Genomic DNA, 26,852 nt, shown 5'->3' with positions numbered 1-26,852 from the left:
GTGTCGGTCCGGCGGTCGTCGGCTCAGTCGTCGGATTCCGGGGTCGGGCGGCGAATCGGGTGCAGCACCGCTGGTAGACGGGACGGGGCGGCAACGAAGTCGCGGTTCGACGGTATGACTCGGTAGCCGGTGTCGGGGGTCGGCTGCCAGCGTGCGAAGAGGGCGGCGGTGGCGAGGGTGATGGTCATCAGTGCGAAGTTGCTGCCGGGGCAGTGGCGGGTGCCGATGCCGAAGGGGAGGATCGCCTTTTTGTCGATCTCTTCGACGCGGCCGGGGAACCAGCGATCGGGGTCGAAGGCTTCCGGGTCGGGGTAGTAGTGCGCGTTGTGGTGAATCATGTAGGGGCTGAAAACGATTACCGAACCGTCGGGGAAAGTGGTGCCGCCGATGGTGACGTCGCCGTCGGCGGTGTTGGTGCTCACCCACGGTCCCCAGAAGCGCAGGGTCTCGAGGATGACCAGGCGCAGATAAGGCAGCGTGGCCACGTGTTCGGGCCGGACCGGTTCGGGGCCGACGAAATCGTCGAGCTCGCGGCGAAGTTCGGCCGCGATATCGGGGTGCCGCATCACCTCGTGCCACACCCACGCCAGGATCGAGGCGGTCGAACCCACTCCGGCGGCGAGCATCAGGATGAGTTCGTCGACGATCTCCTCGTCGGACAGGCGGGTGCCGGTTTCCGGGTCGGTATGGCGCACGAGGGCCGACAGCACGTCATGGAAATCGCGGTCGGCGCGACGATATTCGGTGACCACCGCACCGATCTCGGTCCGCAGGCGGGCCGCCTTGGCGGCAAAGCGATGGTTGGCGATAAAACGTAGGCGGCGGACCGGGGGCGGCAGTGCGGCACGTTGGATCACCTGACCGAGCAGCCACGGGATGTTCTGTTGGACTTCATGTTTCGCGTCGGCGCCGAAGTCGGCCGTGAACAGAGTCGAGGAAATGGTGTCGAGCACGAGGCGGTGTGCCTCATCCATCAGGTTCAGCGATCGCCCCGCCGGCAGCGATTGCGACCATGAGTTCGCGAGATCCGCTGCGACGATGGCATATTCATTGAGCCGTCGTTGCCGCAGGGCCGGTGCGATCATGCGGCGTCGCAGCTCGTGCGGCTTGCCGCTGAGCACATTGGATGCGCCACGAATGACATCCTTAACCGCGTCGCGCAGCTCCTCCCGATGGAACTCGCCCGCTTCACCGAAGCTCACTTCGCGAATCAGCTCCGGGGTGGTGAGCACGTATGCCGGTCGAGGCCCGAGATAGATCCGCACGATGGGGCCGACCTCGGCCAGCGATGTCACGAACTTCAGGCCGTTGCGCAGCGCGACCACACTGTGGCCGAGCAGCGGAATGCGCCCCGGTGCGGTCGGTACATCCGGAACAGGCTGTTGCATGCCGTATTTCGATTCATTCGAGATCAGTTCGGCGTAGACCGGGACTATTGTCGCGGTGAGCCGCGACTGCCGTGCGGAATCGGCCTGATCGGCGAGAACTTGGCGCATCGGGACCAAGCGGCCCGGGTCGTCGGCAAGCTCGCGCAGCGCGGCTGCGATCGCCGGGACCGACGCATCGCGGGTGCGCATCCCACCGCCGTCGGGCACGGTCTCGCCGAGGTCCGCATCGCAATAGACAACCGGCAGCCGCATCGCTACGGACTCCAGCAATGCCATGCCCTGGGTGTCGAAACCTGAAGAGGGGAAGAGCAATACGTCGTGCGTCGCCATCGCCGCAAGACATTCGGCCTGACTTACCCCACCGTGCAGCCGGACCCGCCCGGCAAGTCCGCCGGCCTCGATCGCCGCTCGCGCTTTCTCCCGCAGGTCCCCGTCACCGTAGATATCGAAGGTGCATCCTTCGACGCGGCTCACCGCCTCGATTGCCTCGAGCAGCCGCTTCTCCGCCGACAGTCGCGCACACCAGAGGATCCGCAGCCGTCCGCCAGCGATGTCGAACTCGGTGGCGGGCGCGGCGTCCAGGAGATCGTCGTCTATTCCGTTGGAGATCACGTGCATCGGTCGGTCGAGGCCGTGCGCGACCATCCGATCGGCGAAATGTTTGGTCGGCACGATCACCGCGTCCGCGGCTCGGGCTTGCGCGACCATCGTTCGCCAGGCATGTCGGGCGGCGCGGGATTCGTCGTTGGGTGGCATCCGGCCGCGGTGTGAGACGAACCGGCCGTGCAGGGCTCGCATGGTGAGCGCCGATAGGTACGGAACCGGCGAGGTGCGTTCGATGAAGGCGTCATCGCGACTGTGCACGGTCTGCACTACGGGTATGCCGTGGCGCCGGGCGGCCTTCAGCCCGGCGATGGCGACACCATAGGTGGTCTGGATGTGCACGAGGTCGATCGGCCCGCGCTCGGCGAAGGCAGCGTCGATCAGCCGATTGTTCGCCGGAGTCGGCAGCACCATCGAGAACCCGTTGACCACAACACCGGCGAGTGGGGAAAGGACCACCAGGTCTGGGTCCGGTTCGGTAGATTCCGGCGTGGGCGCGGTGAACACCGTGACGCGATGACCGAGCCGTTCGAGCCCGCGGCGCTGCGAATTCACCGAGGTTTGGATCCCGCCGAGGGTGGCGGGATGAAAGTCGGTGAACAGCGCGATGTGCATGGGCACCACCGTACGTAGGCAGGAGGGTCGATGAGTCGCAATCGTGCGGCGGCCCGATCGGTCCACGGCGACGAAACGAGCGTGTCCCCACGCGGACCGAAGATCCAGGAGCTGGCATGAAAGTTGCGATTCCGTTGACGGGGACGAGGGGCGATGTACAGCCCGCGGTGGCGCTTGGGCTCGAGTTGCGGCGGCGTGGGCACGAGGTGTCGGTCGGCGCGCCGCCCAATCTCGTGGACTTCGCCGCGCGCACCGGCTTGACCGCCGTGACCTGTGGTCCGGACGTGCAGCAGTTGTACTCCTCCGAGGAGGGGCAGCAGGCGCTGGCCGCGGGCAGCAGCTTCCGCCTGATGCAGCTGGTCGGCAAGCAGATGGCCGAGTACGCGGAGCAGATGAACCGCGAGGTGATAGGGGTCTGCGAGGGCGCCGATGTACTTGTGTCGACGCTGCTCACCGAGGACCGGGTGGCCTCGGTCGCGGAGGCGATGGAAGTGCCGATGGTGACCCTGCACGGCTTCCCCGGCCGCAAGAACAGCGCATACCCGTTTCCCGGGGCGTTGCCGCCGCACTGGCGTCCGCCCGCCGCCGTCAACCGGGCCACCTGGGCGCTGGCCGAGAATCTGCGCCGCGTGGTGTTCATGCGCTACCTGAACCACTTGCGCAAGGAACTGGGGCTGCCCCGCTCCGCGGCGAGTCCGGCCGCGGTATTGGCACGCAACAACGTGCCGGAGGTGCAGATCTACGATCGGGCACTGGTTCCGGGGCTGGCCGAGGAATGGGGGGAGCGCAGGCCGCTGGTGGGGTTTCTGTCGCTCGAGCGGTTCGCGCGGGAGGCGATCGGTGAACTCGCCGCCGATCACGGCGAGGTGGTGGCCTGGATCGAAGCAGGCGAGCCACCGGTCTACTTCGGCTTCGGCAGCATGCCCATCCGCGACACCCACGTCGTTCTCGACATTGTCGACGAGGTGTCCCACAAGTTGGGGCGGCGGGCTCTGGTCAGCGCCGGTTGGAGCGACCTCGTCGCGGCGGACGCCGAAACCGGACCACACATCAAGGTCGTCGGCCCGATCGCGCACGACATCGTCTTTCCGCTGTGCGCCGCGGCGGTTCACCACGGCGGCATCGGCACCACTTTCGAAAGCCTGCGCGCGGGCCTGCCCACCCTGGTCTGCTCGGTCTCCTTCGACCAGCCCATGTGGGGCGGCCAGGTCGAACGGCTCGGCGTCGGCGCCCATCTGAGCTTCCGCGAACTCGACCGCGACCGGCTCGAAGCGGGAGTCCGGACGCTGCTCGAACCCGCGACCATCCAGCGGGTGAAAGTGCTTGCCGCAGAGCTACAGTCGAGTTCCGACGCGACGGCACACACCGCCGACATCATCGAGGCGGCCGCCGGTTGACGGTCGCGGGCAGGAAGCGGCCGGTGATGGTGGTCGCGGACTGCTACGTCATGTTCCGGCGGGCGGTCCGGCACACGGTGCGTAGCCGGGATACGTTGCTCATCTCACTGACCCTGCCGATCCTGATCATGCTGTTGTTCGTGTACGTGTTCGGCGGGGCGATCGAGGTGGGCATTCCTTACATCGACTACGTGATTCCGGGAATCATTCTGCTGTGCACCGGTTTCGGGGCATCGATCACCGCGACAACGGTGGCGACCGACATGACCTCGGGCGCGGTGGATCGGTTCCGAACCCTGCCGATCTTCCGTCAGGCGCTGCTGGCCGGCCACGTCGGCGAAGGAGTCCTTCGCAACCTGCTCGCCATCGGGATCGTGCTCGTGGTCGCCGTGATCCTCGGATTCCGCCCGAGCGCAAGCCTTTCCGCCTGGATCGCGGCAATCGCCGTCATCGCGCTGTTCGTGCAGGCCATTACCTGGCTGGCCGTAGCCCTCGGCTTGCTCGCGCGAAACCCGGAGGCCGCAGGCGGTTTCACCTACGCCCTCATGTTCATTCCATACATCAGCAGCGCCTTCGTCCCGACCGCCACCATGCCCACCTGGCTACGTGGCTTCGCCGAACACCAGCCCGCCACCCCGGTGATCGGCACCATCCGCGGCCTCCTCACCGACGCCGCCCCAGGCAACGCGACGGCAGCGGTGCTCTGGTGCCTAGCCCTCACCGTCACCGGATACGTCTGCGCCGCAGTGCTATTCGAACGCCATTGATACAACCACCCCCGCGCCTCCCCCCGCCGTCGATCGCCTGCTCAGCGCTCGAACCGGCGAACGGCAGTAACCAGGCCGCCATGGTGCGCATGGGTCTGGGCGCGGTGGGCGTCGTTCGAACACTCTCTGTGCCCGGCCGGACACCCCTGTACACGGGTGTGCGGCCGCAAGGTGGGGTGTTCGGACCGCAGCCACAGCCAGTTCTCATGCTGGAAGCCGTGTGCCAGCCTCAGCAAGCTGCGGAAGGGGGACGCCGAAACGGCACATGACGTGCCCAGCACGGTCCGGTGGCTGTCAGCGGGCGGTGGGGGTGTCGGAGTGTCGCTGGCGTTCGCGCTCGGCGGCGGTGGCGAGGTAGTCGCCGAGTTCCCGGCGCAGGGTGACGTCGAGGGAGCGGGCAAGGGTGGTGTGCACCGAGGCGACGGCCAGTTCGCGCATCTTGTTGAGCATTGTTGTGGTGTCGGCGATTTCGTTGCTGGTTTCGGGAAGCCAGCCTGGTCCGTGTTCGTCGACGATGTGCTGCTTGGCCGCGGTGATCATGATGTGGGTGATGTCGTCGATCCGGTCGGCGACCTTGGCGTAGATCTCGATGAGGGTGCGCAGTTCGATGCCGTACTCGTGCAGTTCGGCGAAGGAGGCCAGCAACTGGGTGTCGGTGAACACCACAGTGTCGCCCTCGAACCGGACCAGCTTCATCTCCGCGAGGCGGTCGACGAGTTCGTCGGTGTCGGCGCCGAGGATGGTGCCGATGAGCTCACGCGAGACCTCGAAGGTTTCGTCCTTGGCCCAGGAGGCCGTCACCGCGTGCTGCAGGCCGAGTACCTCGGTGAGGTCCTTGCCGGTCTCCCAGCTGGTGATGAAGTCGGCGATGTGCGCGGTGGTGAAACCGCGCTGCAGCAGTGCGTCGATCAGGCGCAGCCGCTCCAGATGCGCGTCGTCGTAGATGCTGGCCCGGCCGTCCTTGCCCGCGGGCGGCGGCAGCAGGCCGCGTTCCTGGTAGGCGCGCACATTGCGGGAGGTGGTGCCCGCGGCACGAGCGAGGTCATCGATCCGATATTCCGGCAGCGAAATCACCTCCCTCGCCCACAGTGGCGCCGGTCTGCCGGCAGCCGAACAACACGGTCGTCGATCGACCGAGTCTAACGTCCTGGCCGCCGGCGACCGTCACCCTAGGAGACCGCCGCGATCCGTGGTGTCCGCGCGTCGGCGGGCACGACGTTGTAATCGTCGAGATCGACAGTCCGCAGTTGATTGACGTACTGCGTCGCGAACCCCGGGTACATGGTCGCGTTGAATCCGTCCTCGGTGAGATACCAACTGCGGCAGCCCGAGTTCCACGTGGTCCCGGTGAGCCTGCGCTGCATCGCCGCGTTGTAGGTATCCTGCCGGTCGCGCCGCACATCGAGCATCCGCAGATCCTGATCGACGATGGTCTTGATCGCGCCGACCAGATAATCGATCTGGGCTTCCATATACACCAGCGCCGAGTTGTGACCCGGGCCGGAATTCGGGCCGAAGGTGAAGAACAGGTTCGGGTACCCGGACACAGCAACGCTCTTGTACGCGAAAGCGCCCCGCTGCCACTCCTCGGCGAGCACCCGCCCGTCCCGCCCGGTGATCGGAATCGGTGTGCCGGTCTTGGAGACATCGAATCCGGTGGCGAAGACAATGCAATCCGCCTGGTGCTCAATGCCTTCCGCGGTGCGGATGCCCTGCTCCGAGATACGGGCGATCGGCCAGGTGATCAGCTTGCAGTTGTCCTGCTGCAGCGCCGGGTAGTAGTCGTCGGTCATCAGCAGCCGCTTGCAGCCCGCCCGGAAATCCGGGGTGAGCTGCCGCCGCAGCCACGGATCCTTCACCTGCCGGTGCAGCTGTGCCCGGCCGACGAGCTCGACCACACGGGTCAGCGGCGTATTCCAGACAACACCGAGCGCGACCGACTCGTGCCCGTAGAACCAGGCCCGCCTGGCCAGGGTCTCGGCGGCGGGCACCCGCCGGTAGAGCTCCTTGGTCAGCGAGTTGGTGCGCCGATTGACTCGCGGCAGCACCCAGCCCGGCGTCCGCTGGAACACCTTGACCGAGGCCGCCTTGTCGACGAGTTCCGGAATGATCTGCACCGCACTGGCTCCGGTACCGACAACCGCGACCTTCTTGCCGGTGAAGTCGTAGTCGTGATCCCAACGGGCACTGTGGATCTTGTGCCCCTGGTAGGTCTCCAGACCGGGAATGGCGGGAAAACTGGCGTTGGCCAGTGGCCCGGAGGCGACCACTACCGTGCGAGCGTGGACGGTATCCGCCCTGCCCTCGACGGTGATGTCCCACAGCCCGACCGTCTCGTCGAAGGCGATACCGGTGATGTTGTGGCCGAAGCGGAAATGCTTGTGCAGCCGGAACTCCGCCGCCATCGACTCGATGTAGCCGAGGATCTCATTGCTACCGGAATAGGTGTGTGACCAGTTCGGATTCGGCGCGAAACTATAGGAGTAAAGCCGCGACGGAATATCGCACGCCGCACCGGGATAGGTGTTGTCGCGCCAGGTACCGCCGATCGCGGTGCCGCGTTCGAAGATCGCGAACTCGCTGATCCCCTGCTGCTTCAAGCGAATGGCGGCGCCGATGCCGGCGAACCCACCGCCGATGACGGCGACGTCGAGGGTCTTGGTGCGCATCTCGGTCATGCGGCGGGCTCGTAGGTGAGTTCCTTCGACCAGGTGGGCTGCGGTCGCAGCAGTCGCTTGGGGACCCGCGCGGTGATCTTGACCAGTGCGTCGGCCACCAGGTGGTAGGGGTGATCGCGGTTGATCACCCAGCCGCCGTGCATCTTGACCAGCTGATACATCGGCAGTCTGCGGGCGAACTCGCTGCGCTCACCGACATTCGCGTAGCGCTTGAGCGCGGTGTACAGCTTCTCCTCGTCGACACCCATCTCCACGATGTTGTCGCGCATCTTGTTCAGCAGCGGCACATAGCTCAACACTCCGATGAGCAGCGAGGGCTTGGCCCAGCCGCCGACCAGGTCGACGAGCAGCTTGCGCAGCGTGGCATGGCCGAGCAGATCCATCACCGCGAAATCCACAGCGAGATGGCGTGATTCGTCGGCGTTGATCTTCTTGAACGCCTCCTGGCAGATCGGGTCCTCGATCTCGTCCATGATGAACTTGACCAGCGCTCCGTCCAGGGTGACCTCGAGCATCGGGATCACGGTGCCGAGGAACGACAGCGACATGTCGTCGGAGTACTTGTCGAGGAAGTCGATGACCAGTTTGACGTTCACATTCGGCTGCGGGATCTCGTCGCCGTCGAGCATGCCCCAGCGCCGCATCAGCGCGAGCTCGGCGTTGGCGTGCTTCTGCTCTTCGGCGTGGAAGTAGCGGTAGATCTCACGCAGCGTCTCGGTGGGTGCCTTCTTCGCCATCGCGGCGAAGCCACGCGCTCCGACGTTCTCGATCCACATCAGATCGGCCATGAACGGCTTGAGCTTGGCGTGCAGTTCGGGCGAGATCGTCTCGGCGCCCGGTGCGTCCCAGTCGATGTCGGCCAGCGCCCACTGCCGATCCTTGATCTTGCGGAGCATATCGTCGAAGTCCATAGCGAGTGCCATGTCAGACTCCTGTCTTGTCGGTGACCGTCGCACGGTCGGTGGTGGTCGAGTTCTCCTGTGGCAGTAGCCGATCCAGGAGGCCGAGGGCATAGGTGTATTGCGCGGGGAAGTAGCGTTTGAGCCGCCACACGAGGTGCGCGTCCAACTGCGGCAGCACATACAACTGCCCGCGGTCGTGCGCGTCGAGGGTGGTGCGTGCGACGTGCTCGGGGGTGAAGCCGGTCAATCGCATGAGGGTGTCGGCGAGCCGGGTCGCCTGCTGCGTAATGCGGCCGTCGCGAGCCACATTGGTCTTCACGAAGGTGGGGCACAGCACGGTGACCGCGACGCCGGTGCCGCTCATTTCGGCGGCCATCGTCTCCGAGAGCGACATGACCGCGGCCTTGGACGTGTTGTAGACGGCCATCGAAGGCGCGGCGGCGAATCCGGCCGCCGAGGCCACGTTGATGATGCCGCCGCGCCGGGCTTCGCGCAGTCGCGGAGCGAAGATCTCGCAGCCGTGTACGACGCCCCACAGGTTGATGCCGAGCGCCCATTCCCAGTCGTCGAATCCGATGTCACCGATGTGCTTTCCGCCGATGCCGACACCCGCGTTGTTGATCACCAGCGTGACCGGGCGCTCGAACAGCGATTCGGCAAAGCGCGCAAGGATTTCCACGTCCTCCCGACGGGCGACATCGCAGCGGAACGTATGCGCGGCACCCGGGTGTTTGCGCTCGATGAGGGCGACGGTCTCGTCCGCGCGTGCCTCATCGATGTCGGCGCAGATCACTTGCCCACCGCGCTCGGCGATTTCGATCGCGAAGGCGCGGCCGATGCCGCTGCCTGCGCCGGTCACCACCGCTCGCGCACCGTGCGTGCGGCGCGGGCGGATGCCGAGGGGTATGAGCCGCTCCAGTCCGAACATGTCAGCTCACCTTTTCCGAGACTGTAGTGGGGGAAATCAGTGCGGCGCGCAGGAAGTCGGCGACGCGGTCCAGCGCCCGGTTCGCTTCGGGGGCCAGCAATGGCAGGGCCTGGAACACGTGCACCTGGCCAGGCCAGATCTCGAGTTCGCAGCTGCCGCCCGCGGCGCGCACCATCTCGTGCAGGTGTCGCGCGTCGGCACTGAGCATTTCGGTGCCGCCCGCCTGTACCAGCATCGGTGGCAGCGCCATGCCGGGTGGCACCGTCAGCCGCAGGCGAGCTGCGTCGGCGGGCAGGCCGCGGGTGTAGGCGTGCGGCAGCCTGCTTGCCGCGCGTGCCGAGATGACCGGATCACGTTGGCGCCGTTCCTGTTCGGCGGCCAGCCCGAGCGTGAGGTCGATCAGTGGCGAGAACATGGCGACCGCGGCGGGCTGCGGCCGGGCCCGGCGACCGTTTTCGATCAGCAGATCCAGCGTCAGGTGCCCGCCCGCCGAATCGCCGGCGATCACCAGGTCTTCCGGTGCGATCCCGCGGCCGAGCAGCCACCGGTATCCTGCCTCGACATCGTCGGCGGCGGCAGGAAACCGATGCTCCGGCGCGAGCCGGTAGTCGATGAGGAAGACCGGCAGCCCGGTCTTCTTCGACAACTGCGAGGCCAGTCCGCGATGGGTGCGGGCCGAGCAGAGCACGTAGCCGCTGCCGTGGATGTAGTAGATGGCGCGCTTGCCGAAGTCGACGCCGGGAGCTCGCACCCATTCGCCGCGGACAGCGCCGGATCGGACCTGGGTGACGGCGGTACCGCGCAGCGGTGGCCCGGCCGCGGCCATGACCGTCGCAATCAGCTTGCGGGCGAACCACACACCCGGGGTGTTCATCGGCACCATGTTGTTCAGTGGCCGCATCCCGATCTCCGCTGCCGTGGCAGCGAGCCGGGACCGCGCGGATGGCGCCGAGGGAACGCCGGGGACCGAGGTCCTCATTGACCTTGTCATGCACTAAGCGTCATCTATAAATGTGCCAGTTGTCAATGGCACATTCAAAACAGGCTGATAATTGGCCGACTTGTAGGCTGCGGCGGTGGGGCTGACCGGGCAGTGCGGTGGGCGGGGCCGACTCGACGAGTGCGGCGGAGCAGTGACGGTCTCAGTAACCGCGCTCGGTATCGATCGGCGCGAGCAGGTCCCGACCCTCGACGAACCGTGCGACGTTCGCGGCGACGTGATCGGCGAAAGCCGCGAACCGCAGTTGCGGCGGGTTCGAATCATGGGGGGTGACAATGGCATTGGGCAGCACCCAGAGGGGGTGGCCGTCGGGCAGTGGTTCGGGGTCGGTGACGTCGAGGCCCGCGCCCGCGATCGCGCCGGATGCCAGGGCAGCCACCAGGGCGTCGGTGTCGATCAGGCTGCCCCGCGCTACGTTGATGACCCAAGGAGACGGCTTCAGGCGGGCCAGTTCCTCCGCGCCGATCAGGTGCTCGGTGGCGGGAGTGGCAGGAGCGGCGATCACGACATGGTCGGTGCGCGACCAGACCTTTCCGAGCTGCTCGGCGGGGATCGTCTCGATGGTGTCGGGGATGCCGGGGCCGGTCACCGGGCGGCCCGAGCGGTTGACGGCGATGATGTGCGCGCCGAGCGGGACCAGCATGGGGATCAGTGCGCGGCCGATACCGCCCGCGCCGATAATGGTGACGGTCTTGCCGCGCAAGGTGCCGACGTGTGGGAAGAAGTCCTGCTGTCGCCAGCTCGCCGCCCGCAGGTGCTCGGGCAGGTAGCGCACCCCGGCCAGCAGCAGCATCAGCGTGTGTTCGGCCACGCTGGCAGCGAAAGCGCCCGCGGCGGAGGTGAATCGGATATCCGGGTGCCTGGCGAAGATGCCCGCGGTGAACCAGTCCTCGATACCCGCCGCGGGCAGCTGCACCCATTCGATGCTGTCGGGCAGCTCGTCGGGGAATTCGCGGGGGCCGCCGACCCAGATCAACCCTCGGGCCTGCGCCAGCTCGGTCAGGATGGCCCCGCCTTCGACGACCGCTTTCTGCAGCAGCGTGGGAGCGGGGACGGTCGGACCGATCGCGAGCGGCACCGGTACCTCGGGTCGGCTCATCTCAGGACCTCCTTCAGCAGGCACATCGGTGCGTTCGCGGTAAGCCGGTGGTGGCGGGCCCGCGTCGGCGAACTACGTCGCGCGGATGCTCCGAAGCGAAGGTAGCACTCGGGGTTGTCGGTCTCGGCGGACAGATTCCGCGTGATCGTGACGGAGCCGGACAGTGACGTCGAAGCGTGTCCGCCTGGCCCGGATCGCTTCGTTATTCCTCGTCCAAGTCGACGTCATCGCCGTCGCGTTCGGCCCACTCCAGCAGCGGCTCGATACGGAACACCGCATCGTCGATGCCCGCGTGCAGATCGCCGAGTTCGGCGTAGCGGGCGGGCACCGATTTCATGGTGAAGTCGCGCGGATCGACAGCGGGGATCTCGTCCCAGCGGATCGGTGCGGAGACGGTGGCCTCCGGTACGCCGCGCACCGAATAGGCGGCGGCGATCGTGTGGTCGCGGGCGTTCTGGTTGTAATCGACGAACAGCAGTTTCGGGTCGCGGTCGCGCCGCCACCATGTGGTCGTCACGTCGTCGGGCGCCCGACGCTCGACCTCCTTCGCGAACGCCAGCGCGGCCCGGCGTACCTCTTTGAAGCCGAATTCCGGTGCGATGCGGACGTATACGTGCAATCCCTTGCCGCCGGAGGTCTTCGGCCAGCCGACCGCCCCGAGCTCGTCGAGCACCTCGTGCACGACTCCCGCCACTCGCTGCACCCGCGACCACGGGCAATCCGGCATCGGGTCGAGGTCGATCCGCCATTCATCCGGACTCTCGGTGTCGGCGCGGCGCGAATTCCACGGGTGGAACTCGACTGTCGACATCTGCACCGCCCAGATGACATCGGCCAGTTCGCGCACGCACAGCTCGTCGGCATGTCTTCCGTAGCGTGGGAAGAAGACTCGCACCGTCGGAATCCAGTCCGGCGCGCCCGCGGGGAGCCGCTTCTGGTGCACCTTGTCGCCCGCAAGTCCCTTGGGGAACCGGTGCAGCATGCACGGCCGGTCCCGCAGCGCGTTGACGATGCCGTCTCCGACGCTCAGGTAGTACTGCACCAGGTCGAGCTTGGTCGCGCCGGTCTCCGGGAAGTAGACCCGGTCCGGGTTGGAGATACGAATCGTGCGGTCGCCGACATCCAGCTCGAGAGCGGGCGTCGCAGATTTGCTGGCCACGAGTCCGACGATAGCCGATCCACCTATGCGCCGTTCTGGTATGCATTCGAGTATGAGCAAGGCGACGCGCGTGACAGTCACGCTGGACCCGCAGGTGGCCGCATGGGCCGAACAGGCGGCCGATCGGCGCAAACGCAGCCTGTCGTCGGTGATCAACACCTCGCTGCGCACCGCGCTGGTGTCCGACAGCCTGGCAGACCTGGCTGTCGACGAGGACGCCGAGTTGGCCGCCGCCTACGCCGACCTGGACCGCACCATGGCCGCGGAGGCCGACGCCGACGGCCCACGCGACGTGGCATGAGGCGCGGCGAAATCTGGCGCTACAGACCGACTTTGAGTGACGGCACGCCTTTTCCGCGGCACACCAGGGTGGTATTGGTGTCCGACTCGGCGGTAATCACCTCGCCCTACCGCTGGCTGAGCGCCGTCCCGCTCGTCGACACCGACCCAGGCCACGTCCTGGCCGCCGAGACCGCCCACGGCTGGGCCGACGCCATGGAGCTGCACCGCATCTACCGCCCCTGGTTGGCCGAACACCTCGGCGAACTGACGCCGACCGAAACCGACTCCTTGGACGCCCGCCTGCGCGCAACCCTCAGCCTCTAACCGATCGACGTCAAAGCCGACAGCCTCGGCGCAGTGCAGCAGCTGCTGGAACTGCCACAGCTCGTCGACGTGACCGGCGTGGTAAACCGCTGCACCCTCACCACGCCTGCCACCAGCCGCTTCGCCGCCTGTGAACATCGGTGCTTCGGTCGTGCCGCGCGAGCACACTGGTGAAATGAAGCAAAAACTCTTGCGAGCGATCCGCAGACTATTGGGCCGAAAGGAACCGGCCGGAAACCGCCGTGGCCAGGAGGGTGGCGGTACCGCAGGCGTACGAGAACCACGCCGACCATTTCCTCCGGACGACCGATTGAGCGCAACCCGCCCCTTCGACCCCGACCCGAAGACCATCACCCTCCCCAACCCCCAGGACTGACACCACACCACCTGGCCAAGTCCACCGAGTCCCCACCCCGAAGGTCCTTTGCTTGCTGGTGAAAAGGTTCGACAACGTATCCGCAGTTGGTCGACGCGGTTGGAGTTCGCGGACAGCGCTCGTTAGGTGGGGGTTGCCAGGGCGAAGGGGAGTACTGCGGGGGCGCCTGCGGTGCGGAGAGCTTGGGTGGCCAGGGTCATGGTCCAGCCGGTGTCGGTGAGGGTGTCTACCAGCAGGATGGGGCCGTCTACGGAGCTGAGGTCGGGGATCAGCCAGGAGTCGTAGAGGGCGGCCACTCGGTGGGCGGAGTTGGCGGCCGAGACAGGTGGGCTGTCGGGGCGAGTTTGCAGCGTGCCGAGGTCGCGGAGGCGGCCGACCTCGGCGAGGCGTGCTGCGAGGGTGGCGGTAAGGACGGGGTAGCGCGGGGATTCCAAGGCCATGACCGAGGTGGGGCGGGTTGTCCAGTTCCAGTCGCGCAGGACGGCGATGCAAGCGTCGAATACGGCGTCCGGGATGGGGTCGTCGGGGGCATCGAGCAGGGTGCGAAGGCGTTGGCCCCAGCCGAGATCGGTGAGCCTACCGAGGACTCGGCCGGTTTCGGCGCCGTCGGAGATCTTGCCGGACAACGGAATTCCGAGTTTAGACATGCCCGTCGGCCACTGCTTGCGTGGCGCGAGATCGAGGCCGGGGCGATCGAGGCGGGCCCGAGTCGCGGCGATGGCCTCGGCGTCGACGGTGGCATCGGGGCGGGTACCCGTGCAGTTGTCACAGCGGCCGCAGCCCGGTGAATTCCCTTCCAGCGCAGGCAGTCCCGGGTCGTCGAGCTGACGGCGCAGGAACTGCATCCGGCAGCCGGTGGTGGACTGATAGTCGATCATGGCCTGCTGTTCGACCTCGCGGGCCGCGGCCAGGCGCTCGTAGCGTTCGGTGTCGTAGGTCCATTGCTGGCCGGTGGAGATCCAGCCGCCGCGGACCCGGCGCACCGCACCGTCCACGTCGAGCACCTTGAGCACCATCTCCAGCCGGGAGCGGTTCAGCTCGACCAGCGGCTCCAGTGCGGCGGTCGACATGGCCCGATCGAAATCGAGCGCGTCCAGCACGGCCCGCACGATGTGTTCACGCGGAAAGGCGACGGAGGCGAAGTAACTCCAGATCCTGGCGTCCTCCGGGCCGGGCAGCAGCACCACCTCGGCGCGCTCGGTCCCACGACCCGCACGACCGACCTGCTGGTAGTAAGCGATGGGGGAGGACGGCGCGCCGACATGCACGACAAAACCGAGATCGGGTTTGTCGAAGCCCATGCCGAGCGCGGAGGTCGCGATGAGCGCCTTGACTTCGTTGTTCAGCAGCGCGGTCTCGAGCGCTTCGCGTTCAGCGGTGTCGGTCTGCCCGGTGTAGGCGGCGACATTGTGCCCGTGCGAATTCAGGACGTCGGCGAGATCGTGCGCGGCGGCGACGGTGAGCGTGTAGACGATGCCGGAGCCGGACAGTGCGCCGAGGTGGCCGCTCAGCCAGGCGGTGCGCTCCACCGCGTCGGCGAAACGCACCACCGACAGATGCAGCGATTCCCGGTCCAGGGTGCCGCGCAGCACCAGCGTGTCGGTGCCGATCTGGGTGGCGACATCGGTGACCACCCGATCGTTGGCGGTCGCGGTGGTGGCGAGCACCGGAACATCGGAGCCGAGATCGGCGATCAACGTGCGGATACGGCGATAGTCGGGCCGGAAATCGTGGCCCCAGTCGGACACACAGTGCGCCTCGTCGATGACGACCAGCCCCGCGTCGGCGGCGAGTTTCGGTAGCACCTGGTCGCGAAAGTCCGGATTGTTCAGCCGCTCCGGACTGACGAGCAGCACGTCCACATCGCCAGCCGCCACCTGATCGTGGATCTCGTCCCATTCGGTGACGTTGCCCGAATTGATGGTCGCCGCGACGACTCCCGCGCGTTGCGCGGCCGCGACCTGGTTGCGCATCAGCGCGAGCAGTGGCGACACGATCACCGTCGGCCCGCGCCCCGCCCTGCGCAGCAGCTTGGCCGCGATGAAGTACACCGCCGACTTACCCCAGCCGGTGCGCTGCACCACCAGCGCCCTGCGCCGCTGCACCACCAGCGCCTCGATCGCCGTCCACTGATCCTCGCGTAGCCGCGCCCGCGGTCCCGCGAGTTCGCGCAGCAATTCTTCGGCACGCTCGCGCAGATCTGGCGAGGTGAGGTCGATGGCTTCGCTGTGGGCCGCCGTGGTCATGGGCTCCATCGTGCCGGATGGCACCGACAGCGGTTCAGGCCACCGTCGCCGGGGACCGCCAGCGGCGGACGTGCCCGACGTGATCCAGCCGGCTTGCGGGCGGCGCGATACCCCACGGCCAACCGGTCCGGTGCCGCAAAGGTCCTGCCGTGCGGTCCGAGTACGGTCGGGCACTGACGTGGTCCTGGCCGCCCGCTGTCCTTGCGGGCATCGGCAAGCCCTGCGGCGAACCGGTCCGATACCGCAGGGGTCCTGCCGTTCGATCCGGACAACGGCGGGCGCCGACCTACCCTGCGGCGGTCCCGTTACGAAACGCGAAATCCCGCTGGACAACGGACAATAGGGTGAGAGGATTTCCTCGGCACCGCGGGATCGCGCAGGAGGCACACCATGTCGAGCAGCTATCAGCCACCGCCCGGTTGGTCGCCGCCCGGCGCCCAGTTCCGCACCAGAGGCAACGGTTCCCGGACGGTCGTCGGCGCCTTGTTCGGGTTGGTTGTGACGCCGATCGGGATCGGACTGGCTGCCAACGGCGCACTGGACACCCGGCAGTGGGTCATCTTCGGTGACGCGGGCGCGCGGTGGGGTTCCACCTTCCAGATGGTCGGCGGCGCGCTACTGCTGTTCCTGGTAGCGGCCTTGGCAGGCTATTCCCCGGCGGGCACGGTGATCGCGGGTCTGGTCTGGGGCATCATCCCGGGCATCGCACACTTCACCTTCCCCGACGACACCTGGCGATTCGTCGAAGACCTACCCCGCTTGTCGGGCGAGATGCACCAAGCACTGCACGCCTGGCTGATGAACGGCTTCGCTCTCATCAGCGGCATGCTCCTGGTCGGCTCCGGCATCGCCGCCACCATGAGACGCCGCTGACCCCAGCGCCCGGCATCCCGGGTTCCGGCACACCGTCCTCCATGAACCGCTCAGCGCCGGGGCAGGGAACTCGTCGGTTTCGTCCCGATGTTCGCCCGCAGGGAACGGTGCCGCCGGACGTCGCCTGGCCGCGCTGGACGCCTCGGCCGCGCCGAACCTGAGTGGATGTGCCGGACGCCGCCAGCCGCTGTGGGCCGCGCCCACACTCGGTGGGCGCGACCTCGAGCCGGCTCAGCCCTTGACACAGAGCACTTGGCGCAGAGTGGCCACGATGTCGACCAGGTCGCGCTGGGCCGCGATGACCTCGTCGATGTCCTTGTACGCGGCCGGGATCTCGTCGACGACGCCTGCGTCCTTGCGGGACTCGACGCCCTCGGTCTGGGCGATCAGGTCGGCGACGGTGAACTGCTTCTTGGCCGCGTTCCGGCTCATCCGCCGTCCCGCACCGTGCGACGCAGACTGGAATGAGGCCGGATTTCCCTTGCCGCGCACCACATATGAGCGCGTTCCCATCGAACCCGGAATCAACGCCAGATCCCCCGCGCCCGCCCGCACCGCGCCCTTACGGGTCACCAGCATCGGCACACCGTCGATCAGCTCCTCCGCCACATAGTTGTGGTGGCAATTCCCGGTAAGGATGTTGTCTTCCAGAGCAAAAGAGTGTGTGCCCTCTACGACAGCGCAGAAGACCTCCGCCACGTCCGCAGTCGGCCTGACGGAACGAACGGTCCATCCCCGTCGCTCGACAGCCTTACTGTTGGCGGCCCAACGCAGGCGGTGCTCCGCATGGACGAAGAACTCGGGAGTGAGGTCGCCGCGCGAGATGCCCATGACGAATATTGCGGTCTCGGACCGGCCGAACCCTGTGCGCACCCTCCGCCGGATCGGGAGGGTGAAGATACCCAATACATCGCAGGCAGCCTTGAAGAATTCGAGATCCTTGCGTTCGACGGACCAGATGGCCGGACGGCCGGTCTTGCCGACCTCGCCGTCTGCCGCGAAATAGCCTGCGAGCCAGCCGTAGAGGTCGGAATCCGATCCGTCGAGTGCGGGGTACTCGCGCTTCCACTCGCGCGGAAGTTCGCCGAGCCGCTCATACTCCTGCACCGTATGGCCGTCTCCGAACACGAAGCCGCGGGCGATGCCGTCCCGAGATGGCTGGAGGGCATCCGCGCGCTTCGGGTAGACGTAGGCGAGGCGATCCCCGACGCGCAAGCCCGAAGTGATTGCCTCGGTGCGATGATGTGCCACCTTCGGTCGGAGCACCCAGCGATGGTCACCTGTCGCGCGGATCGTGCGTTCTTGCCCGTAGCGGCCGATGACCACATCCCAGAGTGGTTGATGCCCGAATGACTTGATGGGCGCTTTCACCCACTCGCCGCCTTCTGTGAGCACAGTGTGCGTCCCACCCGCGAGTTCCGCGATGGGACGGCAACCTCGGTCCGTCATGACCGAGGTCTCTCCTGCAAAGCAGGAGATGGGCTCGTCGAAACGCACCTCGCGCCCGGCGAATTCCGCGCGCACCGCACCACATACCAGGGACAGCATGACCGCACGGTTGCGCGCGGCGTATTCCTGCGCCCAGGTGAGATCGCGCCGGTAAGCATCCATTTCCGGTGTGCTGGAAAGGAATACGGCCAGATCTCGATCGGGCAGGTCCTGGTTGTGCGGCAGTGCACGCGCGACGGTCATATGCCGCTCGGCGAGTTCTTTGCCGATATTGCGGCTACCGGAGTGCAGCAGGATCCACACCGAATCGTGCTCGTCCAGGCAGACCTCGATAAAGTGATTTCCGCCGCCGAGCGAGCCGATCTGCTTGTGCGCCTTCGACTCCAATGCCTGCACGCCCGGATTCAACGAGCCGAATTCGGACCAGAAGCGATTCCAGCCGGTGTTGTGCCGGGCCAGCTCGCCGTGTGAGGTGGCGAACTGCGCCCCCAGCTTCGCGACATCGACCGCATTCTTATGCGACTGGAACCCCACCGGTACCGCCGCTTCGATGCGTGAGCGCAGCGAATGCAGATTGTCCGGTAGGTCGGCGGCGGTGAGGTCGGTCTGCACGCTCTCCATTCCGCAGCCGATGTCGACACCGACGGCGGCGGGCGCCACCGCGTTCTTCATCGCGATGACCGAGCCGACCGTCGCGCCCTTACCGAGATGCACGTCCGGCATCACGCGCACGCCGTGCACCCAGGGCAGTTGCGCGATATTTCGCAGTTGCCGCAGCGCGGCCTGCTCGATCTCGTGCTCGTTGGCCCACATCAGCGTCTGCGCTCTGGTACCGCGCAGCTCGACGGGAAACATGGGGAATGTCCTTCTCTCGATTGATCTGTTTCCACGACGCTAGAGGTCGTTGCCCCGACCTCGCATTCCATTATCCGCCGTTACGGCTCCATGAAGACGGCCGCGAGGGCACATAATTCCCAGTCCCCGCCTCGGCGCGCCATCGTTCCGGTGCGTTGAACACCGTGGCCGAATTCACCCAGAATGAGTGCCCGACGTCGGTCTGTGATGCGGGAGGGGCGGGTAGTGATGCTGTGCGTTGCCGTGTGCGACGGCGGCGACCAGCCGTTCGGCGTCGGCGACGGTGATCGCGTCCGCGGCCAGCCATTCGTCGAGCAGCAGGCCGAGACCGCGGCGCCAGAGTTTCGCACCGAGATAGTGCAGTTCCGGCAGTCCGTAGCCGTCGGAGGAGTAGCACAGCGAACGGAATGGCGCGAGCTCGAGCGTCTCGGCCAGCACAGCCGAAGAGCGATGTCCCACATAGGGAATCGCCAGTCCGACGTCTATCAGCACATGCGGATACGCATGCGCGAGATAGGCGGCGTTGCGGTGGAAGGGCCAGCAGTGCAGGAGCACGACGGTGAGCCCGGTATCCGCGGTCGAACGCAGGAAATCGGTGAGCAAAAGGGGATCGGCGCGTGCCAAGCGCAGGTCGGTGTCGCCGAATCCGGTGTGGAACTGCAGCGGGAGACCGAGTTCGGCGCCGAGGCGCGCGCCGAGTCCGACCAGCGTGCCCAGCATGTCGGGGTCGGTGAGGCGCGGCTCGGGCGCGGCCGGTGACGTATGCACGAGCGGGAAGTCCAAGCCGCACCGATACGCGACTACGGTCTTCAATCCAACCGCGTGCCCGGCTCGCTCGCGCAGGGCTGCCTCGACGTGCTCGAACAGCGTTGCGGGCATGCCGATCTCGGCAATGACCTCCTCGGCAACCTGTTCGAGCCGCACGACCTCGCCGACCTCTCCGTCGGCGAGCGCGGCGAAGTCCGCCAGGTCGTTCGACCCGAAACCGGTGTCAAGGAACCATCGAGTCGTGCCCGCCGCACGCAGTAGGCGCGCCGAGACCTCGCGCCAGCCGAGTTCAGCGCGGCGAGCAAGATAGTCGTCCGCTTCGGTGTGTGGCGGCAGGTCGAGGACGGGCGCGCACCAGCGCCGCACCGCGAGGCCGATCGATGACTCGAACGTCCCGCGCGGCCCCTCGCTGAGCAACTCCTCGAAGTGCGGCAGGTCCAGGTCACCAGCGACCACACCGTGACAGTGGTGGTCGGTGAGCGGGACGTCGTCGGTGAGCACCGCTAGAACCGCCAGCGCGTCAGCTCGGCCAACTTTGCCGGGGTGGTGTCCCGATAGCGTTCGGCCTCGGCGCGGCGCACGGTGAGCAGCGCGTCGTGCAGCTCGGGTCCCATGGCCTCGGCGAGCACGGTGGACTCCGCCAGTCGGTCCGCCGCCTCCGCTGCGGAGGTCGGCAGTCGCCGAACGCCGGAGATCATCAACGCTTCGGCATCGAATGCCGCTGGGTCACCTGTGATTTCGGCGGGCAGGCGAATCTCGTCGGCGATGCCCGCGAGTCCGGCGGCGATGACCGAGCCGACGATCAGGTACGGATTTCCGGTCGCGTCGAAGCACTTGACCTCGGCGTTGGCCGCCCATGGTTCGGTGCCGTGGACGCCGGTGACATAGCGCAGCGCCGCCTCCCTGGTCTCGCGGCCCCAACATTGCCAAATCCCGGCCCACCGTGACGGTTCCAGGCGCAGGAAGCTCGCCGGATTACCCGCGCCGACGGCGACCAAGGCGGGCAGTTCACGCAGCACACCGGCAAGGAACGACTCGCCTGCCGTGCGCATGCCGTACGGGCCGTGGCCACTCGCGAACAGTGATCCTTCGTTGTCGTGCGCCGAAAGGTGCAGGTGGGCACCGGAACCGGCGCCCCCGGGTTCGATGCACGGCGCGAGCAGCGCGCGCCAGCCGTGTTGCAGGCTGACCTGTCGAATGGTGTGCCGGACCAGCACCGCGTCATCGGCGGCCGCGACCGGATCCGCCGCTGCGACAGACAATTCCAGTTGTGACAGCGCGTATTCGGGATGGAACTGCTCGACGGTGATCCCTTGCCGCTGCAGCGCGGTGACCAGATCCTTGGCATAGTCGCCGACCTGACCGAACCGAATGATGCCGTAGGCCGGGCCGTGCACCGCGGGGGTGAAACCGCGGGCGTCGGGATCGTCCCGTCCGACCGACCACTCGGTTTCGAAGGCCATCGACAACCGCACGCCCACGCGCTGCGCGGCCTCGGTCTGCCGCGCCGCATAGGCACGCTGACACGCGGTGAAACGCGCGCCGTCCTGGGTGAACTTGTCGGCGGGCGCCCACGCCCAGCCGGGCTGGCAGGCGAGGTCGGTGAGCCTGGACAAATCCGGAACCAGGCGCAGATCGCCGTCCGGGCCACCGAGATACCACCCGACAGCCATCAGGTCGTCGAACGCGAACGTCTCGAAGCACGGCGACACCCCGACCCCATACCGCGCCGCATGCGCGAGACGGGATTTCGGCACCGCCTTCACTCGGGTGATACCGGCGTTGTCCACGAACGACAGCACGACCAGATCGGCATCCAGCCCGCCGATGACGGCCTCCGCGTCGCCGTCGGCGGGTATGCGCTCCGGCATGGTTGGCATGAACCCCAACGATAGTCGGCGGCGGCCACAGTCGGAGGAGGCTCGGCGGCGGCGTGTTCGAGAGTGCGTTACCGCGTCGGGAGCGCCGCCTCGATGCGTTCCTTTGTCGGTATCGAGGAACTCGCACCGAGTGTGGTTGTCGCCAGCGCACCGGCCGTGCTCGCCCACGCCAATGCCGACTCGGGCCCGCGGTGCCAGGCGGCGGCGAGGGCGCCGGTGAAGGCGTCGCCCGCGCCGGTGGTGTCGATCGCCTCGACTCGTGGGCTCGGCTGTGTCAGTTCCCGGCCGTTGGGGCCTCGGTAGACAGCGCCGTCCGCACCGTGGGTGACCACCAGATGCGCGACGGGATCGAGATCCGAGCCGAGTTGCTTGGCCTCGCCCGAATTGACCACCGCCACATCGACGTGCGCCCACAGATCGGCCATCAGATGTTGTGCCGGAGAGGGATTCAGTACGACGACAGTCCCGTTCGCGCTGGCGTGCATGACCGCGGCCGCCACGGCGTCGACCGGAATTTCCAACTGGCACAGCAGAATATCGGCCGCCGCGATGACCGCCAGATCCTCGTCGGTGAGGTCGGTCATGGTGGTGTTGGCCCCGCCGACCACGATGATGCTGTTCTCGCCATCGGAATCGACCACGATCGCGGCGATTCCGCTCGGACCGGTGACGGTGCGCAATCGCCCGGTGCCGACGCCCGAATCGCTCAGTACGCTCCGCAGCTCACCGGCGAACACATCCGCACCGACCGCACCGAGGAATTCGACGGCCCCGCCTGCCCGCTGTGCCGCGATCGCCTGATTGGCGCCCTTCCCGCCGGGCACCATGGTGAATCCGGTGCCGAGCACGGTCTCACCCGGTGCGGGGCGCTGCTCGGTGGTGGTGACGAGGTCCATATTGATGCTGCCAAGCACGACGATCGCGGGCTTGCTCGGGTCGGCGGTCATACGCGCGACGGTAGTCCGAGTCCGCGGGGGTCCGCGTCACGTGGGGCCATGCGGGCGTGTGCCTCGGCGCCCCGGCCGTGTGGTCTGCCAGAGCGTGGCGTGTGCGTCGGCGTCGCCCTCGAATGAACCGGCTTCGTGCCCTCGTCGGGCCGGTACCGCGGGCCTCGAGCGGGTGAAAACGGTGGCAAACCGGATGCGTAGGCTAGTACCCATGACGTCAGGTACGACGACCGAGCAGGATACCCGCGAAGTGGTGCACGAAGCCGCGCGCAAGGCTCGCGTGGCGTCGCGTGCGCTGGCTCAACTCACCACGGCGCAGAAGGATGCGGCGCTGCATGCCGCGGCCGATGCGCTGCTCGCCGCCGCCGACAAGGTGCTCGACGCGAATGTCGAGGATCTGCTGGTGGCGAAGTCGGCGGGCGTGGAGGAGTCGCTGCTGGACCGGCTGCGACTGAACAAGTCCAGGGTCGACGGCATTGCCTCCGGGCTGCGTCAGGTCGCCGGGCTGCCGGATCCTGTCGGGACCGTGCTGCGCGGCTCGACGTTGCCCAATGGGTTGGAAATCCGCCAGGTGCGGGTGCCGCTCGGCGTGGTCGGCATGGTGTACGAGGCGCGGCCGAATGTCACCGTCGACGCGTTCGGGTTGGCGCTGAAATCCGGCAACGCCGTGCTGCTGCGCGGCTCTTCCTCGGCGTCGCATTCGAATGTCGCCCTGGTCGCGGTGCTGCGGGAAGCGCTTGCCACGCAAGGTATTCCGGAAGACGCCGTGCAACTGCTGCCGACCACCGACCGGTCGAGCGTGACCCATCTGATCCAAGCACGCGGCCTGGTCGACGTGGTGATCCCGCGCGGTGGTGCCGGCCTGATCAACGCCGTCGTCCGCGACGCGACGGTGCCGACCATCGAGACCGGTACCGGCAACTGCCACGTCTACGTGCACTCCGCGGCCGATCTGGAGATGGCCGAGAAGATCCTGATCAACGGCAAGACCCGCCGCCCGAGCGTGTGCAACGCGGTCGAGACGGTGCTCATCGACGACGCGATCGCCACCATCGCGGTACCGCGCCTGATCGAGGCGCTGGACCGGCACGGCGTCACCGTCCACGGAGATCTGCCCGGTCTGGTGCCCGCCAACGAGAAGGACTGGGGCGAGGAGTACCTGACCCTCGATATCGCGCTCAAGGTGGTCGACGATCTCGATGCGGCCGTCGCACACATCAACACCTGGGGTACCGGGCACACCGAGGCCATCGTCACCGGCGATCTTGCCGCGGCGCGCGAGTTCACCAGCCGGGTCGACGCGGCCGCGGTCATGGTGAACGCGTCCACCGCGTTCACCGATGGCGAGCAGTTCGGTTTCGGCGCCGAAATCGGCATCTCGACCCAGAAGCTGCACGCCCGCGGCCCGATGGCCCTGCCCGAACTGACCTCCACCAAGTGGATCGTCTGGGGCGACGGCCAGATCCGCCCCGTCTAGATCTGTATGTAGCGCGCGCCGATGGCGGTGGGGGCCGAGCGTGTGCTTCGGCTCCTCCCGTAGCGTGAGGGGTGGGTTTGGATGGAAGGACGCCACGTGGCCACGGATAGCGCAGTGCAGGAGCCGATCTTCACATCGGTCGACGATGTGATCGAACGGCTGGCCACGACCGGGTACCTGGCCGATAAGGCGACGGCGACGTCGGTGTTCCTGGCCGATCGCCTCGGCAAGCCGCTGCTCATCGAGGGCCCGGCCGGTGTCGGCAAGACCGAGCTGTCCAGGGCCGTCGCACAGACCGCTGGTGCCGAACTGGTGCGCCTGCAGTGCTACGAGGGTGTCGACGAGGCCCGCGCGCTTTATGAGTGGAACCACGCCAAGCAGATCCTGCGCATCCAGGCATCGAGCGAAAACGACTGGGAAGAAACGAAGGCCGACGTCTTCACCGAGGAGTTCCTGCTTTCCCGGCCGCTGCTGACCGCGATCCGGCGCACCGATCCGACCGTGCTGCTGATCGACGAGACCGATAAGGCCGACGTCGAGATCGAGGGCCTGCTGCTCGAGGTGCTCAGCGATTTCGCGGTCACCGTTCCGGAACTGGGCACCATCACCGCGGTCCGTAAACCGTTCGTGGTGCTGACCTCCAACGCCACCCGTGAACTCTCCGAAGCGCTCAAGCGTCGTTGCCTCTACCTGCACCTGGACTTCCCGGATGAGGAGCTCGAGCGCCGCATCCTGGCCAGCCGGGTGCCGGAACTGTCCGCCGCGGTCGCCGCCAAATTGGTGCAGATCGTGCATGTGCTGCGCGGTATGCAGCTGAAGAAGTTGCCTTCGGTCGCCGAATCAATCGACTGGGGCCGCACGCTGCTCGCGCTCGGCCTGAAGGATCTGGACGACACGACCGTGCGCGCGACGCTCGGTGTTGTGCTCAAACACCAGGCCGACCACCAGCGCGCGCTGGCCGAGCTGAAGCTGGCCTGACCATGGCGGCGGGACTGGTCCCCAAGGCGGTGCTGTTGTGAACGACCTGCAAGCAGTCGCTGCCGGGACACCGCTCAGTGCGCCGCATGGGCTGCCGGGCCATCTGGTCGGATTCGTCGAGGCGCTGCGGGCGCGCGGCATTCCAGTGGGCCCGTCGGAGACCGTGGACGCGGGCCGGGTGATGATCGTGCTCGATCTGATGGATCGTGAGGTGCTGCGCGAGGGCTTGGCCTGCGCGCTGCTGCGCCGCACCACGCACCGCAGTATCTTCGACGGACTATTCGATCTGTGGTTCCCGATCGCGGTCGGTGAGCGCAGCGGAGCCCTCGACGACCTCGAAATTCCACACAAGCCCTCGGGCGAGGTCGATATCCAGGCACTTCGAGAACTGCTCGCGGACCTGTTGACCCAGGAAGACGCCACCCAGCAACTGGAGATGCTCGCCGCGCAGTTGGTCGAGCAACTCGGCCAGTACCAATCGTCGCGCGGCCCGTCTTACTCCGCGTACAAAGCGCTCAAAGAGGTACAGCCGCAGACCCTGCTGGCCAAGATCCTGGCCGGCCTGTCCATCGGACCGGATACCAGCGAGTTCGACACCGAGATCGCGCGCCGTGCGGCACGCGAGCGCATCGCCGGATTCCGTGCCACCGTGGAAGCCGAGACCCAGCGGCGGGTGGCGGAACAACTCGGCCGCGATCGCGTCGCAAGCTATGCTGTCGCGCGCCAGGCCGAAGAGGTCGACTTCCTGCGCGCCTCGGAATCCGAACTGGTCGAGATGCGCCGCAGCTCCCAGCGCCTGGCCCGTATCCTCGCCTCGCGTCTCGCGGTGCGCCGCAGGCATTCCCGGCGCGGCGAGATCGATCTGCGCAAGACGCTGCGCAAATCCATGTCGACCGGCGGTGTGCCCATCGACCTGGTCAATCGCAAGCCACGGCCGGGCCGCCCGGAACTGGTATTGCTGTGCGATGTCTCGGGTTCGGTCGCTGGCTTCAGCAACTTCACCCTGCTGCTGGTGAGCGCGCTGCGCGAACAGTTCTCGCGGGTGCGGATCTTCGCGTTCGTGGACCGGGTAGACGAGGTGACCCGGTTCTTCGATCCGCATACCCAGTTGGATGAGGCGATGGCCCGCATCTTCACCGAGGCGCAGGTGATCGGCATGGACGGGCACTCCGACTACGGCAGTGCGCTGGCCGGATTCGCGCAGAACTTTCCCGACGCGGTCACCCCCCGCAGCTCGCTGCTGATTCTCGGTGACGCGCGCACCAACTACCGTGATCCGGAGCTGGAAACGCTGCGATCGCTGGTCGGTGTCGCGAAGCACGCGCACTGGCTCAATCCGGAACGGCAAACCCAGTGGGGCTCGGGTGATTCCGCCGCCGACAAGTATCAGCAGGTGATCGAGATGCACGAATGCCGGTCGGCCAAACAGCTGACCGCCGTGGTGTCCCGGCTGCTGCCGGTCTGAGGAGCGAGCATGGATGACGCGCAGCTGTTGCGGTACTGCCTGGCGAAACCCGGTGCCTGGCAGGACGAACCGTGGGAGGGCGACATTGTCGCCAAGGTCGGCGACAAGATCTTCGCGTTCCTCGGGTCGACCTCGGTCGGGCTGAAATGCGGCCGCAACCGGGAGGAAGCCGACGAGCTGATCCGGATCTACCCGCAGGACGTGGCGGCCTCGGCCTATATCGGCAGGTACGGCTGGAACACCATCAGGCTCGGTGGCACGGTGCCCGGCGACGAACTCGGCGAACTCGTCGACCAATCCTATGACGCCGTCGTGAGCAAGCTGCCGAAATCGAAACGCCCCACCGCCTGAAGGCTGTCAAGCTTTCGTTAAGCCAACCATTGGCGTGCACCACCA

21 protein-coding genes and 2 pseudogenes are annotated in these 26,852 nt (G+C 67.0%); 9 read left to right on the top strand and 14 right to left on the bottom strand.

Going from position 1 to position 26,852, the window contains the following annotated elements; translation table 11 throughout:
* Nucleotides 1-23 precede the first annotated feature (23 nt).
* Complete coding sequence (locus tag ACFQZZ_RS16125) at nt 24-2,606, bottom strand: cytochrome P450 (RefSeq protein WP_378680423.1); 2,583 nt, start codon at nt 2,604-2,606, stop codon at nt 24-26.
* 116 nt (nt 2,607-2,722) lie between these two features.
* Here ACFQZZ_RS16125 and ACFQZZ_RS16120 point away from each other — a divergent pair, with 116 nt between their 5' ends.
* Together ACFQZZ_RS16120 and ACFQZZ_RS16115 are read left to right on the top strand one after the other, a co-directional pair.
* Nucleotides 2,723-4,003 (top strand): glycosyltransferase, encoded by a 1,281-nt coding sequence (locus tag ACFQZZ_RS16120; protein WP_378680420.1) that lies wholly within the window; start codon nt 2,723-2,725, stop codon nt 4,001-4,003.
* Between the two features lie 26 nt (nt 4,004-4,029).
* Nucleotides 4,030-4,770 (top strand): ABC transporter permease, encoded by a 741-nt coding sequence (locus ACFQZZ_RS16115; RefSeq protein WP_378680594.1) that lies wholly within the window; start codon nt 4,030-4,032, stop codon nt 4,768-4,770.
* Nucleotides 4,771-5,064: 294 nt separating this feature from the next.
* Here ACFQZZ_RS16115 and ACFQZZ_RS16110 read toward each other — a convergent pair whose 3' ends face one another.
* The 7 genes from ACFQZZ_RS16110 to ligD all read right to left on the bottom strand — a co-directional run bounded on the left by ACFQZZ_RS16110 (nt 5,065) and on the right by ligD (nt 12,536).
* A complete protein-coding gene (locus ACFQZZ_RS16110) occupies nt 5,065-5,835 on the bottom strand; it encodes a MerR family transcriptional regulator (protein WP_378680591.1) in 771 nt (256 codons plus the stop codon).
* Between the two features lie 104 nt (nt 5,836-5,939).
* The gene (locus ACFQZZ_RS16105; protein WP_378680588.1) at nt 5,940-7,439 is read right to left on the bottom strand and encodes a flavin-containing monooxygenase; all 1,500 of its coding nucleotides are present in this window, start codon (nt 7,437-7,439) and stop codon (nt 5,940-5,942) included.
* Between the two features lie 5 nt (nt 7,440-7,444).
* Entirely contained in the window at nt 7,445-8,371 is a 927-nt protein-coding gene (locus ACFQZZ_RS16100) for a ferritin-like domain-containing protein (protein WP_378680417.1), read from the bottom strand.
* 1 nt (nt 8,372) lies between these two features.
* Entirely contained in the window at nt 8,373-9,278 is a 906-nt protein-coding gene (locus ACFQZZ_RS16095; protein ID WP_378680414.1) for an SDR family NAD(P)-dependent oxidoreductase, read from the bottom strand.
* Nucleotide 9,279: 1 nt separating this feature from the next.
* A complete protein-coding gene (locus tag ACFQZZ_RS16090; RefSeq protein ID WP_378680411.1) occupies nt 9,280-10,269 on the bottom strand; it encodes an alpha/beta hydrolase in 990 nt (329 codons plus the stop codon).
* Between the two features lie 151 nt (nt 10,270-10,420).
* The gene (locus tag ACFQZZ_RS16085) at nt 10,421-11,377 is read right to left on the bottom strand and encodes a D-isomer specific 2-hydroxyacid dehydrogenase family protein (RefSeq protein WP_378680408.1); all 957 of its coding nucleotides are present in this window, start codon (nt 11,375-11,377) and stop codon (nt 10,421-10,423) included.
* Nucleotides 11,378-11,579: 202 nt separating this feature from the next.
* Nucleotides 11,580-12,536 (bottom strand): non-homologous end-joining DNA ligase, encoded by a 957-nt coding sequence (gene ligD, locus ACFQZZ_RS16080; RefSeq protein ID WP_378680405.1) that lies wholly within the window; start codon nt 12,534-12,536, stop codon nt 11,580-11,582.
* Nucleotides 12,537-12,588: 52 nt separating this feature from the next.
* Here ligD and ACFQZZ_RS16075 point away from each other — a divergent pair, with 52 nt between their 5' ends.
* A complete protein-coding gene (locus ACFQZZ_RS16075) occupies nt 12,589-12,837 on the top strand; it encodes a hypothetical protein (RefSeq protein ID WP_378680402.1) in 249 nt (82 codons plus the stop codon).
* Nucleotides 12,838-12,869: 32 nt separating this feature from the next.
* Entirely contained in the window at nt 12,870-13,142 is a 273-nt protein-coding gene (locus ACFQZZ_RS16070; RefSeq protein WP_378680399.1) for a hypothetical protein, read from the top strand.
* 498 nt (nt 13,143-13,640) lie between these two features.
* Here the strand turns inward: ACFQZZ_RS16070 and ACFQZZ_RS16065 are convergent, their stop codons facing one another.
* On the bottom strand, nt 13,641-15,764 hold the full coding sequence (locus tag ACFQZZ_RS16065; RefSeq protein ID WP_378680396.1) for a RecQ family ATP-dependent DNA helicase: 2,124 nt from the start codon (nt 15,762-15,764) through the stop codon (nt 13,641-13,643).
* Between the two features lie 390 nt (nt 15,765-16,154).
* On the opposite strand from ACFQZZ_RS16065, the gene ACFQZZ_RS16060 reads away from it, so the two are divergent.
* Nucleotides 16,155-16,637 carry a hypothetical protein gene (locus tag ACFQZZ_RS16060; protein WP_378680394.1) on the top strand — a complete coding sequence of 161 codons (483 nt, stop codon included), beginning with the start codon at nt 16,155-16,157 and terminating at the stop codon, nt 16,635-16,637.
* 231 nt (nt 16,638-16,868) lie between these two features.
* On the opposite strand, the pseudogene ACFQZZ_RS16055 reads toward ACFQZZ_RS16060, so the two are convergent.
* The 5 genes and pseudogenes from ACFQZZ_RS16055 to ACFQZZ_RS16035 form a co-directional block, all read right to left on the bottom strand.
* Nucleotides 16,869-17,336, bottom strand: a pseudogene (locus ACFQZZ_RS16055) (RtcB family protein); the annotation flags it as partial.
* Between the two features lie 771 nt (nt 17,337-18,107).
* Nucleotides 18,108-18,941, bottom strand: a pseudogene (locus ACFQZZ_RS16050) (RtcB family protein); the annotation flags it as partial.
* A 174-nt stretch (nt 18,942-19,115) separates the two neighbouring features.
* A complete protein-coding gene (locus ACFQZZ_RS16045) occupies nt 19,116-20,210 on the bottom strand; it encodes an amidohydrolase family protein (protein WP_378680390.1) in 1,095 nt (364 codons plus the stop codon).
* Nucleotides 20,211-20,212: 2 nt separating this feature from the next.
* The gene (locus tag ACFQZZ_RS16040; protein ID WP_378680388.1) at nt 20,213-21,589 is read right to left on the bottom strand and encodes a glutamine synthetase; all 1,377 of its coding nucleotides are present in this window, start codon (nt 21,587-21,589) and stop codon (nt 20,213-20,215) included.
* Nucleotides 21,590-21,657: 68 nt separating this feature from the next.
* Complete coding sequence (locus tag ACFQZZ_RS16035; protein WP_378680385.1) at nt 21,658-22,536, bottom strand: ribokinase; 879 nt, start codon at nt 22,534-22,536, stop codon at nt 21,658-21,660.
* Between the two features lie 211 nt (nt 22,537-22,747).
* On the opposite strand from ACFQZZ_RS16035, the gene ACFQZZ_RS16030 reads away from it, so the two are divergent.
* The 4 genes from ACFQZZ_RS16030 to ACFQZZ_RS16015 all read left to right on the top strand — a co-directional run bounded on the left by ACFQZZ_RS16030 (nt 22,748) and on the right by ACFQZZ_RS16015 (nt 26,807).
* Complete coding sequence (locus tag ACFQZZ_RS16030) at nt 22,748-24,013, top strand: glutamate-5-semialdehyde dehydrogenase (RefSeq protein ID WP_378680383.1); 1,266 nt, start codon at nt 22,748-22,750, stop codon at nt 24,011-24,013.
* Between the two features lie 96 nt (nt 24,014-24,109).
* The gene (locus tag ACFQZZ_RS16025; protein WP_378680381.1) at nt 24,110-24,991 is read left to right on the top strand and encodes an AAA family ATPase; all 882 of its coding nucleotides are present in this window, start codon (nt 24,110-24,112) and stop codon (nt 24,989-24,991) included.
* Between the two features lie 46 nt (nt 24,992-25,037).
* Complete coding sequence (locus ACFQZZ_RS16020) at nt 25,038-26,456, top strand: VWA domain-containing protein (protein WP_378680585.1); 1,419 nt, start codon at nt 25,038-25,040, stop codon at nt 26,454-26,456.
* A 9-nt stretch (nt 26,457-26,465) separates the two neighbouring features.
* Nucleotides 26,466-26,807, top strand: coding sequence for an MmcQ/YjbR family DNA-binding protein (locus ACFQZZ_RS16015; protein WP_378680378.1), 342 nt, complete (start codon nt 26,466-26,468; stop codon nt 26,805-26,807).
* Nucleotides 26,808-26,852: the final 45 nt, after the last annotated feature.

Origin of the sequence: Nocardia sp. GCM10030253, from assembly GCF_042675075.1 — a bacterium.
In the GTDB taxonomy this organism is placed as follows: domain Bacteria; phylum Actinomycetota; class Actinomycetes; order Mycobacteriales; family Mycobacteriaceae; genus Nocardia.
Note: the sequence above shows the minus strand (reverse complement) of the source record. Positions and strands in the feature narration are given on the sequence as shown.

Excerpts from the sequence above, each read along its gene's own strand:
- ACFQZZ_RS16085 (WP_378680408.1), bottom strand. The coding sequence starts at position 11,377 with ATGAGCCGACCCGAGGTACCGGTGCCGCTCGCGATCGGTCCGACCGTC.
- ACFQZZ_RS16030 (WP_378680383.1), top strand. The coding sequence starts at position 22,748 with ATGACGTCAGGTACGACGACCGAGCAGGATACCCGCGAAGTGGTGCAC.
- ACFQZZ_RS16015 (WP_378680378.1), top strand. The coding sequence starts at position 26,466 with ATGGATGACGCGCAGCTGTTGCGGTACTGCCTGGCGAAACCCGGTGCC.
- ACFQZZ_RS16100 (WP_378680417.1), bottom strand. The coding sequence starts at position 8,371 with ATGGCACTCGCTATGGACTTCGACGATATGCTCCGCAAGATCAAGGAT.
- ACFQZZ_RS16040 (WP_378680388.1), bottom strand. The coding sequence starts at position 21,589 with ATGCCAACCATGCCGGAGCGCATACCCGCCGACGGCGACGCGGAGGCC.
- ACFQZZ_RS16125 (WP_378680423.1), bottom strand. The coding sequence starts at position 2,606 with ATGCACATCGCGCTGTTCACCGACTTTCATCCCGCCACCCTCGGCGGG.
- ACFQZZ_RS16075 (WP_378680402.1), top strand. The coding sequence starts at position 12,589 with ATGAGCAAGGCGACGCGCGTGACAGTCACGCTGGACCCGCAGGTGGCC.
- ACFQZZ_RS16035 (WP_378680385.1), bottom strand. The coding sequence starts at position 22,536 with ATGACCGCCGACCCGAGCAAGCCCGCGATCGTCGTGCTTGGCAGCATC.
- ACFQZZ_RS16065 (WP_378680396.1), bottom strand. The coding sequence starts at position 15,764 with ATGACCACGGCGGCCCACAGCGAAGCCATCGACCTCACCTCGCCAGAT.
- ACFQZZ_RS16105 (WP_378680588.1), bottom strand. The coding sequence starts at position 7,439 with ATGCGCACCAAGACCCTCGACGTCGCCGTCATCGGCGGTGGGTTCGCC.
- ACFQZZ_RS16090 (WP_378680411.1), bottom strand. The coding sequence starts at position 10,269 with ATGACAAGGTCAATGAGGACCTCGGTCCCCGGCGTTCCCTCGGCGCCA.
- ACFQZZ_RS16095 (WP_378680414.1), bottom strand. The coding sequence starts at position 9,278 with ATGTTCGGACTGGAGCGGCTCATACCCCTCGGCATCCGCCCGCGCCGC.
- ACFQZZ_RS16060 (WP_378680394.1), top strand. The coding sequence starts at position 16,155 with ATGTCGAGCAGCTATCAGCCACCGCCCGGTTGGTCGCCGCCCGGCGCC.
- ACFQZZ_RS16115 (WP_378680594.1), top strand. The coding sequence starts at position 4,030 with ATGGTGGTCGCGGACTGCTACGTCATGTTCCGGCGGGCGGTCCGGCAC.
- ACFQZZ_RS16120 (WP_378680420.1), top strand. The coding sequence starts at position 2,723 with ATGAAAGTTGCGATTCCGTTGACGGGGACGAGGGGCGATGTACAGCCC.